Raw genomic sequence first — 13,326 nt, forward strand, 5'->3', positions numbered from 1 at the left:
GCCACTAGGTCAAAAGACCTACATTATTATGCAGTCACTCTTCGAGCTTGTCGACCAGTGCATCTATTGCTTCCTGTGCCTGCGGTCCTGTGGCACGCAGCTGCACAATGTCACCCTGACGCACCCCCAGCGCCATCACTTCCAACGCTGACCCTGCATCGGCTCCGTTGACGAATACTTCTGCATCGAATGAGCCAGCTAAGCGAGCCAACAATGCAGCCGGACGCGCATGGAGCCCTACCGGGTCGGCCACTCGCGCAGTTGCCGTCACAACGTGGTCAGCGGTGTCTTCGTTTTCGTGAATCACGACGCGTCCCACCGGGGAGGCGGCAGAACGCGGCGTGTCAGGAGCGCCAGCCCGTTCAGCTGCGGCGCGCACCTCACTGCGACTACTGCCTGATTGCGCACTGATCGCAGCAGCAATGGTGCCTTCAACGAGTGGAGCATGCGCGTGTTCCAACGCCTCGAAGTCTTCCATTTCCTGGACGGATTCCACGGTCAGATCTGCTGAGCCCATGTCGGTCAGACACACGACGCCTGCACCGTCATGGCCGGTCTCGATTGCTCCGAGTGCGCGGGTAATCGCAGAGGCAACCTTGTCGTAGGAGGTGCCCAGCGAGCCGTCCTGAATTCCCCCCGCGCATTCGATGTGCACGTCGGGTGCCATCTGCTCTGCTACTTCCCGCACGCCCCTCGCCAGGAGGTCACTGTGGGACACGATTACGAGGGCGACTCTTGAGCTCATCGGTTATCCACCGACTTTGCGCCCTTAGCCGCAGCTCGAATAATCATCGCTGAGGAGGCGGCTCCAGGATCGCGGTGGCCTACTGAGCGCGGCCCCAGATATGATGCGCGCCCCTTCGTGGCCTGCATGTCGATCGTGGCTTCAACGCCTTCTTCGGCAGCGCGCGCGGCGGCCTCGAGAATCTCGCAGATCGGGCGCTCCACTTTGGCAGCATCATGAGCGGCGCGAGCGGCCGGTGCCCACGCATCGACCATCGTCTTTTCGCCTTCTTCTGCCTTGCCTCGGGCCTGGATGCCTTCCAATGCTGCGTCGAACATGGCCACCACGTCCCGGGCGGAGATTTCCTGTCCTGTCAGTGCCTGTGATGCGCGCAGGAACGCTGTGCCATACAGTGGGCCGGCAGCTCCGCCAACCGTGGACATCAGGGTCTTCGCAACTGTTTTGAGCAGGGCCGCTGCAGCTTCGTGCGCATGGTCATCGGACTCCATCGCGTCGCGAACGGCACTGAAACCGCGATCCATATTCTCACCGTGGTCGCCATCCCCGATGTGTCGATCCAGGTCAATCAGATATTCTCTGTTGTCTGCGATCGTGTGCACAGCAGTCATCATCCATTCGCGGATCCACTGCTCGTTTAGCGTCTCACTCATCTATGCTCCTGATGTCATTTCCAGGCCGGCGTGCATACGGGAGCATCGAAAAGCTCCACGATGTCGTTGTCCGCCCGTAATAGGGTAACCGAAACACCCGGCATTTCCAGTGACGTCACGTAGTCACCGACAAGGCTGCGTGCCAGATTGATTCCGTCACGCTGCAGCAATTCGGCCACGTGACGGTACACAATGTACAGCTCGCTGAGCGGGGTTCCGCCCATGCCGTTGACCAGCGCAATCACGGATTCGCCTGCTTCGAGGGCCAGATCGGAGCGAACCTTGTCGTAAAGTTCCTCAGTCAGCGTGTCCGCAGTTTCCATCTGACCGCGCCGGTATCCCGGTTCGCCGTGGATTCCGATCCCCAGTTCAATCTCGTTGTCACCCAGTTCAAAGGACGGGCGTCCTGCATGTGGCACGGTGCAGGGCCCCAGTGCCAATCCCATCGATCGGACATTGTCGATCACGTGCTGAGCGATGCGGGTGACAGTGTCCAGATCGTCTCCGCGTTCGGCTGCTGCGCCAGCGATCTTCTCCACTAGAACCGTGCCTGCCACGCCCCGTCGTCCGGCTGTATAAAGCGAGTCCTCCACTGCGACATCATCATTGACGGTAACGGTGGCAACGTCGATGTCGTCCATCTGCACCAGTTCGGCAGCGGTTTCAAAGTTGAGGACATCGCCCGTGTAGTTCTTGACGATGAACAGCACGCCCGCTCCGCGTTCGACAGCCAATGCGGCCTGCGCGATCGGGTCAGGTGTCGGTGACGTGAACACGGCACCGGGCACAGCGGCATCCAGCATGCCTTTCCCAACGTATCCCGCATGTAATGGTTCGTGGCCCGACCCACCACCAGAGACGATGGCAACCTTCCCCTGATCCTTCGCCTGTGCACGAGTGACATAGGCTGGATTCGTATGGACGGTGACGAGGTCGGCGTACACACCACCGAAGCCTTGCAGAGCCTGCTCAACTACTTGATGAACGTCGTTGACCAGTTTTTTCACCAGTGCCTCCTTGAACCAATCAATCTCACATCCATGGTGCCATCCTTCATGGATTTTAACCACGGAAACGGCGACACTCGTGGAAGTCAGCGGCCGTTAGCCTGGGAGACGATCTGCGTGGCCTGCCCTGCCAGTACAATCGAGCCGAACACGATGACGGCCACATTTTCACCCGGCTCAGCGCGTGTTTCCACACGGGTGGCAGCTTCCGCTATTGCTTCGGCGATGTCAGGAATCCGACTCACCCTCGTATCATCGAAGACATCCTCAGCAATGGCCTGCACGTCGTCGAGTTCCATCGCCCGCTCAGAATCCATCTGGGTGACGATCAGCTCGTCCATCACGGGTTCAACTTCGCCGAGCATCGTGTCCACGTCCTTATCCGCCATCGCCGCGAACACGCCGACCACGTGAGCCAGACCGAGATCGTCGATGGCGGCGCGAACGGTACGCGCACCTGCCGGGTTGTGGGCTCCATCCACGATGATCATGGGTGAGCGTCGCACGACCTGCAGCCTGCCCGGTGATGTCACTGCACCGAATGCCTGCTCGACCACCTGCGCGTCCAATGCGCGCTCACCGATGAACGCTTCCACACCTGCCAAAGCGGCCGCGGCATTGTACGCCTGGTGCTCGCCATGAAGGGGAAGGAAAATATCGGTGTACATCGCATGCGGAGTGCGCAGTGACATGAGCTGCCCGCCTACTGCCCTTTCACGAGTCACGACCTCAAAGTCTGTGCCCTCCACCAGGAGGCGCGCACCCACCTGGTCGGCGCGCTCGCGCAGAATCTCGAGCACCTCGTCACGCTGGTGGGCAACAACAGTGATCTGGCCGGGTTTGATGATGCCGGCCTTTTCATGGGCAATGTCCGTGACCGTCTTGCCCAGCCACTTTTGGTGATCAACGTCGATCGGCATAATGACACCGACCTGACCGTCCACCACGTTGGTGGAATCCCACGTGCCTCCCATACCGACTTCCACCACAGCCGCGTCGACCGGATAGTCTGCGAATGCAGCCAACGCCATGACAGTGAAAACTTCGAAGAACGACAGTGTCGGGCCACCCTGCTCGATCGAGCTGTGGTCAACCATGTCGATATAGGGCTGCACATCGTGGTAGGCATCAATGAAGGCCCGGTGCGAGATGGGCTCTCCGTCCAGGCAGATGCGTTCGCGAACGTCCAGCAGGTGCGGCGACGTGAAACGGCCCGTGCGCAGGCCCAGCGCTCCCAGCAGGGCATCCATCATGCGTGCAGTTGTCGTTTTGCCATTCGTGCCCGTGATATGCACGCTCGGGTAAGACGTGTGGGGATCGTCCAGAATATCCATCACGCGAGACACGCGCTCCAGGCTGGGTTGGACTTTGTGTTCCGGGGCGCGCGCCACAATTGATTCGTAGATGCGTGCCACTTCCGCGCGTTCCTGGGCAGCCTGCTGCGCGTCGTCGAGCATGCGTTCGTGATCTTCTTCGTCCGAGGGTGTCCCGTCCTCGTCCTCATCTGATTCGATTTCAGCCAGGATCGACGGATCGGGTCCGAGCAGGAGCGAATTCTCTACCAGTGCACGCAATGCCTCGGCTCGCTCCCGGTCTGCCCGATCCGCCGCTTCTTCGGCTTCCTGACGAGCCTGGTCGGCCTGACGGTCCGCCTCAGATGGCTCATCTGCAGCCTCAAGGTAGGGCAGCAAATCCGCAGGAATGCCACTGGGTTCCTCGTCGGAGCCAAAGAAGGCGGGATGGTCACTCATGGAACAGGGTTCTCCTTCAGTTGTCTGCGTGCACGCTGACGTGCGCTGCCAGCGTATCGCCTGGAACGATGGAAACGGACAGCGACAGTGTTTCGTGCGCGATCATGTCTCGATGCGTTTCCGCATCCGCCACGTGTTCCTCTGGCACGGTCAGCTCCAGGTCGATGCGGTCTGAAATATTCAGATCCTCTCGCTTGCGCTCGTCCTGTACGATGCGGATGACGTCGCGCGCGTATCCCTCGGCAGCAAGTTCGGCGGTGATGTCCGTGTCGAGGACGACCACTGTGCCGTCAGCCAGAACGGATGCAACCTCACCTTCTGATGCTTCGACGGTAGTCGACACAGAGAACTGTCCCTCGCCCAGTTGAACGGGCTGCCCGCCCACCTCGACGTTGGGGAACGTCACAGTCTGACCTGATTCGTCCAGCTCCCACTGCCCCTGCTTGTGGGCTGCGAAAAGCTGGGAGGTGACCTTACGGACCTCGGGGGCGAATTCGCGAGGATTCAATGCCAGTTGCGTCGTCACTTTCAGACCGGAGTGATCCGGATCCACTAAAGTGACGTTCTTGACGTTCACTTCACTGGCAATGAGGGAAGCGAAGGGTTCAAGGGAGGGCGCCGCCTCCGAGACGACGGAAAGCTGACGCAGAGGCTGGCGCACGCGCAGATTATGCGTCTTGCGCAATGCGTGAGCACCTGATACGGCCTGACGCACTGCATCCATCACGGCGACCAGTTCGTCGTTGCGCACTGCCTCGGGCATTGTCGGCCAGTCCTGCAAGTGGACCGATTCTCCACCTGTGAGTGCCCGCCAGATTTCCTCGGTCAGCAGGGGCAACAACGGGGCAGTAACCTCGCACAGGGTCACCAGGGCTGATGACAATGTGTCACATGCGCGCGCATCTTCATCCCAGAAGCGCTGACGCTGAGTGCGCACATACCAGTTCGTCAGAACATCCATATGATCCTGAACCAGTGAACACGCCGTGCCGATATCGTACGCATCCAAAGCGGTGCGAACAGCGTCAGCCAGTGACTGGGTGCGTGCCAGCAGGTAGCGATCCATGACGTCGAGGCCGTCAAGCACTTTCGGATCGTCCAAGGCCAGCGGCTCAGCCACATATCCATTGCCATGATCGGACGCACCTGCGTACAGGGCGAGGAAGTGGTAGGCATTCCACAGAGGAAGCAGGATCTGGCGCACCGTGTCGCGGATGCCACCCTCGTGAACAATGAGGTTACCGCCGCGCACAACCGGTGAGCTCATGAGGAACCACCGCATCGCGTCGGACCCGTACTCATCGAAGACGCGGTTGACGTCCGGGAAGTTGCGCAAGGACTTGCTCATCTTACGGCCATCGTCGCCCAGCACGATTCCGTGGGAGACGCAGTGCGTGAATGCGGGCCGGTCAAACAGTGCGGTGGCCAGAACATGAAGTGTGTAGAACCAGCCGCGGGTCTGCCCGATGTACTCGACAATAAAGTCGCCCGGGTAGTGGCTTTCGAACCAGTCGCGGTTTTCAAACGGGTAGTGCACCTGGGCGTACGGCATGGAGCCCGACTCGAACCAGCAGTCGAACACATCGCTGATGCGGTGCATTGTGGATGTGCCGGTCGGGTCGTCGGGGTTTGGTCGCGTCAGCGTGTCGATGAATGGGCGGTGCAGATCGGTGACCTCGACCCCAAAATCAGCTTCGAGGTCCGCAATCGAGCCGTAGACGTCAACGCGGGGGTATTCCGGATTATCTGAGACCCACACGGGGATCGGCGCACCCCAGAAGCGGTTACGCGAAATGGACCAGTCGCGGGCGCCGGCCAGCCAGTTTCCGAAGATCCCGTCCTTGGTGTGCTCAGGTACCCATGTGATCTGCTGGTTGAGCTCCACCATTCGGTCACGGAAAGCACTGACCTTGACGAACCATGAACTGACCGCCTTGTAGATCAACGGTTTACGGCAGCGCCAGCAGTGTGGGTAGGAGTGGGTGAATGAGGATTGACGCACCATCTTCGCACGCACCTCTTCAGGGCGACGTGCGATGGGCCCTGATTGTTCGCGCAGGTGAGCCAGCACGAGTTTGTTCGCGTCGAACACCTGCACGCCTTCGTAGTCGGGCACCTCAAAGGTGAAGCATCCTGCCTCATCGACAGGGACGACAGGCCTGATGCCGACTTCCTGACAGGCGATCATGTCGTCTTCACCAAATGCCGGTGCTGTGTGCACCAGGCCGGTGCCGTCCTCAGTGGTGACGAAGTCGCCAGCGATGATGGTCCATGCGTTCGGTCCGGGCGTCTGGCCTTCAGCGCGGCGTTCATCGGTATCGAAGTAGTCAAAAATCGGTGCATAGCGCCGTCCGACCAGCTCAGAGCCAGGATAGGTGGCTTCGATCGTCGGACCTTCGCCCAGTTCCTTGCTGTAGGACGCCAGCAAGTCATGCGCGATGATGACGCGTTCACCCGCCAGTTCGCCTTCCTGAGGAACAACCGTAACGTATTCGATGTCCGGCCCAACAGTGATGGCGAGATTGGAAGGCAGTGTCCACGGGGTTGTTGTCCAGATCAGGGCCAGCTCGCCGCTTTCCATGCGTAAGCCGACGGTGACCGACTGGTCGGTGCGGTCCTGATAGACGTCGTCATCCATCTTCAGTTCGTGGTTCGACAGCGGGGTGCGATCGTGCCAGCAGTACGGCAGCACGCGGTATCCCTCATATGCCAAACCCTTGTCATACAGCGTCTTGAACGCCCACAGCACCGATTCCATGTAGGTGATGTCAAGAGTCTTGTAGTCGTCGTCGAAGTCGACCCAGCGTGCCTGGCGCGTCACGTAGTCCTGCCATTCATCCGTGTAGCGCAGGACGGAGGATCGGCATTCAGCGTTGAACTTTTCGATGCCCAGTCCGCCTGGTTTGGTGATTTCGGAAACGTCGTCGATACCGAGCAGGCGCTGTGCTTCCAGCTCGGCGGGCAGGCCGTGTGTATCCCATCCGAAGCGTCGCTCCACGCGATGCCCCAGCATCGTCTGGTAGCGGCCGACGATGTCCTTGATGTAGCCGGTCAACAGGTGGCCGTAGTGTGGCAGGCCGTTGGCAAAGGGCGGACCATCATAGAAGACGAATTCATTGTCGCCGCGATTGCCCGCAGCACGCTCATTGACGGACTTGGCGAAAATATCGTGCTCATCCCAGTACTTGAGAGTCGCCTCTTCCATATCTGGGAAAGAGGGGTTACCGGTTGGATGGGTGTTCCCGTTCAGAGGGTAATGTCCCTGCGCCATGATGGTCCTCGTTTCGTCTCCTGCGTAGCAATACAGGGACGGATCCTGGCGTCGCCAGCTTCCGCGGTACCACCCCGTTTGACGCTCGCGCTCCGTTATCAGGATCCCCGAGCGACCACTCGTTTGGGGCTGTGTCGGGCCCACCCGTCCGGTTCTACTGAAGGCCGAAGCCTCGTTCTTCCAGAAGACTCCCCGCTGATATCCCGGAATTTCCGGGTCGGATCATCGCCACTGCCAATAGTAGCCGACTTGAGGCGCAAGGCTCATGCGCGTCCATGTGGCGTTTGCCCTAATTCGACCCGTCTGTTTCGCGGGCGACAAGCGTATTGCTGGCTTGGGCGCGTGGGCGGATAATCATCGAATCGATGTTGACATGCGAGGGCCTGGTCAGGGTCCATACAATCGCATCTGCAATGTCAGCAGCTGTCAGTGGCTCCGCGACGCCCTCGTACACCGAATCGGCGGCTTCCTGTGACTCCAGGCGACGCAGGGAGAATTCCTCCGTTTTGACCATGCCAGGTGCGATCTCAATGATCCGTACCGGCTCGCCTACTAATTCAATGCGCAGAGTATTGGCAATGATACGTTCGGCGTGTTTGGCGGCCACATATCCTCCCCCGCCGGGATAGGTGTCATGGGCGGCTGTCGATGTCAGGAAGACGATGTCGCCGCCGCGCTCACGCATCTGTGGCAGCAGTGCCCGGGTCAGTTGCAGCGTGGTCTTCACATTGATGTCGAACATGTGCTGCCACTTGTCCACAACGGCGTCAGCGATCGTTTCAACCCCTCTGGCCCCTCCAGCACAATTGACGAGGGCATCCACCGCACCTATCTCGTCAGCGAACCTAGCCAGAGCGTCAACCTGGCCTTCATCCACCAGGTCTGCAGCGAAGGGAATGCATCCGCATTCGTGTGCAAGATCTTTCAGACGGTCACCGCGTCTGGCAACAGCAATGATCTCCCAGTTACGGTCACGAAGCTGGCGAACTGTTTCCTGTCCGATGCCACTGGATGCGCCCGTCACGATTGCGCGGCGCGCGGGCTGGCCTGCAGATGGTGAAGTTGTCATAACTCCATTATGGTCTCTTCGGACACGAAAGGAGGTCCGATGGCATCGCGTCAATTCAGTGAGCGGACCACTGTGCGCGCCTGTTATACGGGCTACGTTGTCCACGCGGTCATCAACAACCTGGCTCCCCTGCTGTTCGTCATCTTTAACGAGTAGCTCGATATTTCCGTCGCACAGCTGGCAATCCTGTCATCGTTTAACTTTGGCATCCAATTGCTCACTGATTTCGTCGCGATGTTCATCGTGGACAAGGTCGGCTACAGGCCGCCTATGGTATGCGCCCACGCGGCAGCGACGGTCGGCCTTGTGCTACTGGCGGTACTCCCCCAGGTTGCGTCCGATCCGTACGACAGCTCTCATCTCGCTTATCGGCACGCAGTACTGGTCACTGCTGCCACTGCTGTGGGCGGTCATTCCTGCCGTGAATCTTCTGCTCTTTCTGCGTGTCCCCTTGCCGCCCACTGTGGCCGACGATGATCGCACACTCGTGAAATCACTACTCGGGATGCCCGTTTTCCTCATTGACCGCGGCTCGTTTCCCCGCCGGAGTGCGGCAATGTTCGCGGTACTGGCGCTCGCAAGTGATGCGGGCGGTGCGCTGGGGCCCGGTGCGGCAGGTCAGCTTGCTGCAGCATCGTCCGGTTTCCTCGAGCCGGTCGCACGGTTTCTTCCTGACGATGGCGGGTCGGGATTACGTGTTGCCCTATTGATCAGCGCGGTCGTGCCACTGGTCTTTGCCCTGTGCGTCCCGCTGGTTGCGCCTCGTGGTTGGACTGTTCACAGCGGCAGTGAGCTAGAATAGAGCGAACCTTCAAAGGGTCTCCCTGCAGCTCGCTATACTCAATAAGAATACTTTTTAAAATCAACGGGATAGGACGCTCCGTGAGTGCTTTATATCAACGGGTCTACGATGACATTCGGAACCGCATCGTCCATGGTGATTTGAAGATCGGCTCACGCCTTCCCCGCGAAGCTCAGCTGCGTGAGCACTATTCCGTCAGTTCCATCACCATTCGCCGCGCACTGGATATGCTGCGCGAGGATGGCTTCATCACGCGTCAGCCTCGCATCGGGACCACGGTCGTGTCGAACACTCCGACCCGCCCTCGCGAAGGGCAGAAAGAACCGCTGATCGGCCTGATTGTCACGAATTTCGACGAGGCGTTCGGTGCGCATATCCTGACCGGAGCATTTGAGGCGTCCTTTGGGACCGCGAATCTGATCGTCAAGTTGACGCGAGGCGAGGCTGGCCGCGAAACCGAAGCGATTCAATCGGTGATCCGGGCGGGCGCGCAGGGCATTATCCTGATGCCACTCATTTCGAAGATGATCAGTCCGGTCGTCCTCAAGCTTGTCGGAGAGCACTTCCCGTTGACGATCCTTGACCGCCACTATCAGACAATTCCGGTAGCTGCGGTGAGCTCGGACCACGAGGCGGGCGCCATTACGGCAACGGAGTATCTCTTTGATGCAGGTCACCGCCATGTTGCCATTATCGGTGCGCCACGAACGGTTACATCCAATGCCGATCGCCACTCCGGCTGGGTTAAGGCACACGCACTGCGCCATATCAGCCTGGATCAGTCACTGTCCTATCACGAGATTCGTTCGACCACACCGGGCACGAACGTGTCGGTGGAAGACGATCAGGTTGAGTTGCGCGCCTTTATTGAGCAGCACCAGGAGGTCACTGCGTTCGTCGCGTGCGAATACAATATTGCGCTAATCTTGCGTGACACCCTCGACGACATGGGTCTGCGCATTCCCGAGGATAAGTCAATTATCTGCTTTGATCACCGTCCAGCTGGTTTCGACCACACACTGTCACGCTTCACTCATATGAAGCAGGAGCAGGAGGAACTGGGTCGACTGGCTGTTGAAACAACGATCCAGCAGATTCGCGAAGGCGCGTCCACGGAGAAGATTTCTTTGCCGTTGACACTGGTGGAAGGCGACACAGTCGCTCGCTTGAACGACTAGTTCTCAACGCGACGATTTTACTGAACCCCTTGACAGACGGTGGGATCAGTGTCACTGTATATTGCACATATTTCGATCAATCATCATGATCTCCAAATACGCATTGATTCGAGGGTGAACAATGAGAATACGCAAGATCGTCCGCTTCCTGACCGCACCGATTATCGCAGCCCTTCTCGCCGTTTTCTGCGTGAGTGCGCCGACGCAGGCTGCGCCGGCAATCCCCGACAAGGCTACGAAAATGTGGAACGCCTTCATCGACAAGTACTGGGATCCAGAAGCCCAATACTTCTATACCTATTCAGACCGCCACGTTCACGCCGGACACCATGCCGGCCCCAGGAACGGTCTGTACACCGATTACTGGTGGGAAGCTCAGCTGTGGAACACCGTGATGGATCGTTACGAGCGAGTGGGCGATGACCAGTCGCGACAGATGATCGATCAGGTCTTCGACGGCTGGCGGGCCTTCTACCCTGACTTTTCACGCAACGAATACAACGACGACATGGGCTGGTGGGCGCAGGGCGCCATCCGCGCATGGAAACTCACCGGTGACGACAAATACCTGACAGAAGCCGTATCGATCTTCGACTTTATCTCGCAGTTCGAAGATGACCATTTCGGAGGCGGCATCTGGTGGAAGAACACCAATGTCGGCAACCCCTACCGCAATGAAAAGAACGTTGCCACCAATGGAACGGCTGCCTGGATTGCAGCTGAACTGTACATGGCTACCGCTGACAGCACGTACAAGGACATCGCGCAGCGTCTGATCGCTTTCCTTGAAGAAGTCTTCTTCAACGGCGGACATCTGAAAGACAACATCAAGGAGGACGGCGTCGTTAACTCCTGGGACTTCACCTACAACAACGGCGCATTTGCCGCTGCGGCTACCCGCCTGTACCAGATCACCAACGATGAAAAATACCTCAACGAGGCTCGCGCAGCATTTGACTGGGCGATCGATAATCTGACCATAGGTGGCATCTTCACTGGAGAGCGGGGCGGCGACGGCCAGGCGTTCAAGGCGATTTTCACCCGCCACCTGCGGGACTACATCAACGTCACCGGCGATGACTCCTATGAGAACTTCCTCAGTGTCAACGCCAGGGCCGCGGCTCAAAACACTGGCCTGAACTCGATCGGATGGACAGACTGGGCCTTCAAGGCTCCCCTGCTCATCACGGAAGCACGCGCGTCAGTGAGCGCCGCATCTGCAGTGTCCATCGTCCATCAAGCGCAACCTGGTTTCACCCATGTTCCATTCCCTGAAGTCGGAACAATCGAAATTGAAAACGGAGCTCATGATGGCATCGACACCGAGGCCAATGGCGAGTACACAGGCCGCGGCTACCTGGCCGGGTGGAACTCGGTCGACACATCAGCCACAGTTGCCTTCCAGTCGAAGTGGGGCGGACTGCACCGCCTGAATATTCGCTATGCAGCAGGAAATGGCGATGCTGCGCGAGCCGTTCTGGTCAACGGTTTCCCCGCTGTCAGTGCACAGATGCCTGCCACCGACGGATGGCAGGACTGGCAGACCGTGTCAATCCCCGTACTGCTGGTACCCGGGACAAATACTGTCGAGCTGAAGTTTGATCGGCTCGTTGCAACGAACTATGCCAACATCGACTCGATCACAATCGAGAAGGGCTAGTCAACGCAAAATTGTGACAGGCTGGTGACGGCGCTCTTCGCACGTCACTGGCCTGTCACCTTTCGTGAAGGGAGCGCGCAGCAGTGCTGTATCAACGCGTCTATGACGATCTACGGGCCGCAATTGAGAGCGGAGAGATTCCCATAGGTTCCACGCTTCCACGAGAATCGGTGCTGCGCGACAAGTACGAAGTTTCCTCCATTACGATTCGGCGCGCTCTGAGCATGCTTCGAGATGATGGCTTTGTTCGTCGACGCCCACGCGTCGGCACGACGGTCATCGCACAGTCACCCCAGCAGGTCTCACCCGCCTCCAAAGATCCCGTCGTGGCTCTCATTATGACCAGCTTCAACGATGCGTTCGGCACCCGCATTGTCGAGGGTGTCCTCGACCGCGCTCAGGACCGTGCGCACATCATGTTGATGCGGACCGGCGGCGACACCAAGAAAGAGCGCGAGGCGATTAAACGCGCGCTGGGCATAGGAGCCCGTGGCCTGATCCTGCTGCCATCCAGCTCGCAGATGATTGATTCATCGGTACTCAAACTTGTCAGCGCCGAATATCCGCTGACCATCATCGACCGACGCTACGACTCGATCCCTGTAGCCGCAGTCACATCAGATCACATGAATGCTGGCATCCAGGCCACCACATGTCTGATTGAAGCCGGGCACCGCCACATAGCTCTCTTTGGTGCCAGCAGGTCACTGACCTCGAATGCCGACCGTCACCGCGGGTGGGTGGCTGCCCATGCCGTCAACGATGTCGCTTTGGATGAATCGCTCGCATGCGATCAGATCACGTCCACGACGCCAGGCAACGCAGGAACACGGAAGGACGATATCAAGCGTATCGGGTCGTTCCTTCGCAACCACCCTGAAGTCACATCTGCGGTTGCATGTGAATTTGCTATCGCGGTGCTCCTTGAAGAAGCGTTAGCCAACCTCGGCAAGTCCATTCCCCGCGACCTGTCGCTCGTGTGCTTTGACGAGCAGCCTTTCGAAACTCTGGGCTCCACGCCACAGCTGACACACATTGCTCAGCAGCAAGAAGAGATCGGGGCGCGCGCCCTGGACGTGACGTTGCAGCAAATCGATGGCGGGGCAACTGCTGACAAGATTGTGCTCCCTACCACTCTCGTACCGGGCAACTCTGTTCGTCCGATCTAATTGAACCGGCGCCACGCACAAAAC

General features: G+C 58.9%; 10 protein-coding genes. 4 read left to right on the forward strand and 6 right to left on the reverse strand.

From position 1 onward, the window contains the following. Nucleotides 1-34: 34 nt before the first annotated feature. The 6 genes from dhaM to QP093_RS00735 all read right to left on the reverse strand — a co-directional run bounded on the left by dhaM (nt 35) and on the right by QP093_RS00735 (nt 8,493). Complete coding sequence (gene dhaM, locus QP093_RS00710) at nt 35-745, reverse strand: dihydroxyacetone kinase phosphoryl donor subunit DhaM (RefSeq protein WP_285014076.1); 711 nt, start codon at nt 743-745, stop codon at nt 35-37. After that, nucleotides 742-1,395 (reverse strand): dihydroxyacetone kinase subunit DhaL, encoded by a 654-nt coding sequence (dhaL, locus tag QP093_RS00715; RefSeq protein WP_058236702.1) that lies wholly within the window; start codon nt 1,393-1,395, stop codon nt 742-744. The genes dhaM and dhaL overlap by 4 nt, the downstream gene beginning before the upstream one ends. A 14-nt stretch (nt 1,396-1,409) precedes the next feature. After that, nucleotides 1,410-2,402 carry a dihydroxyacetone kinase subunit DhaK gene (gene dhaK, locus QP093_RS00720; protein WP_058236903.1) on the reverse strand — a complete coding sequence of 331 codons (993 nt, stop codon included), beginning with the start codon at nt 2,400-2,402 and terminating at the stop codon, nt 1,410-1,412. An 86-nt stretch (nt 2,403-2,488) separates the two neighbouring features. Then, entirely contained in the window at nt 2,489-4,153 is a 1,665-nt protein-coding gene (locus QP093_RS00725; protein WP_285014077.1) for a bifunctional folylpolyglutamate synthase/dihydrofolate synthase, read from the reverse strand. Between the two features lie 16 nt (nt 4,154-4,169). Then, nucleotides 4,170-7,424, reverse strand: coding sequence for an isoleucine--tRNA ligase (gene ileS, locus QP093_RS00730; protein WP_092648585.1), 3,255 nt, complete (start codon nt 7,422-7,424; stop codon nt 4,170-4,172). Nucleotides 7,425-7,713: 289 nt separating this feature from the next. Continuing rightward, complete coding sequence (locus QP093_RS00735) at nt 7,714-8,493, reverse strand: SDR family oxidoreductase (protein ID WP_285014078.1); 780 nt, start codon at nt 8,491-8,493, stop codon at nt 7,714-7,716. A 331-nt stretch (nt 8,494-8,824) separates the two neighbouring features. Here QP093_RS00735 and QP093_RS00740 point away from each other — a divergent pair, with 331 nt between their 5' ends. The 4 genes from QP093_RS00740 to QP093_RS00755 all read left to right on the forward strand — a co-directional run bounded on the left by QP093_RS00740 (nt 8,825) and on the right by QP093_RS00755 (nt 13,302). Then, a complete protein-coding gene (locus QP093_RS00740; protein WP_285014079.1) occupies nt 8,825-9,295 on the forward strand; it encodes a hypothetical protein in 471 nt (156 codons plus the stop codon). 80 nt (nt 9,296-9,375) lie between these two features. Continuing rightward, nucleotides 9,376-10,473 carry a GntR family transcriptional regulator gene (locus QP093_RS00745; protein ID WP_285014080.1) on the forward strand — a complete coding sequence of 366 codons (1,098 nt, stop codon included), beginning with the start codon at nt 9,376-9,378 and terminating at the stop codon, nt 10,471-10,473. 121 nt (nt 10,474-10,594) lie between these two features. After that, nucleotides 10,595-12,133, forward strand: coding sequence for a glycoside hydrolase family 76 protein (locus QP093_RS00750; RefSeq protein WP_285014081.1), 1,539 nt, complete (start codon nt 10,595-10,597; stop codon nt 12,131-12,133). An 83-nt stretch (nt 12,134-12,216) separates the two neighbouring features. After that, a complete protein-coding gene (locus QP093_RS00755; protein WP_285014082.1) occupies nt 12,217-13,302 on the forward strand; it encodes a substrate-binding domain-containing protein in 1,086 nt (361 codons plus the stop codon). Nucleotides 13,303-13,326: the final 24 nt, after the last annotated feature.

The sequence above is a fragment of the Pauljensenia sp. UMB10120 genome (genome assembly GCF_030212035.1).
In the GTDB taxonomy this organism is placed as follows: domain Bacteria; phylum Actinomycetota; class Actinomycetes; order Actinomycetales; family Actinomycetaceae; genus Pauljensenia; species Pauljensenia radingae_A.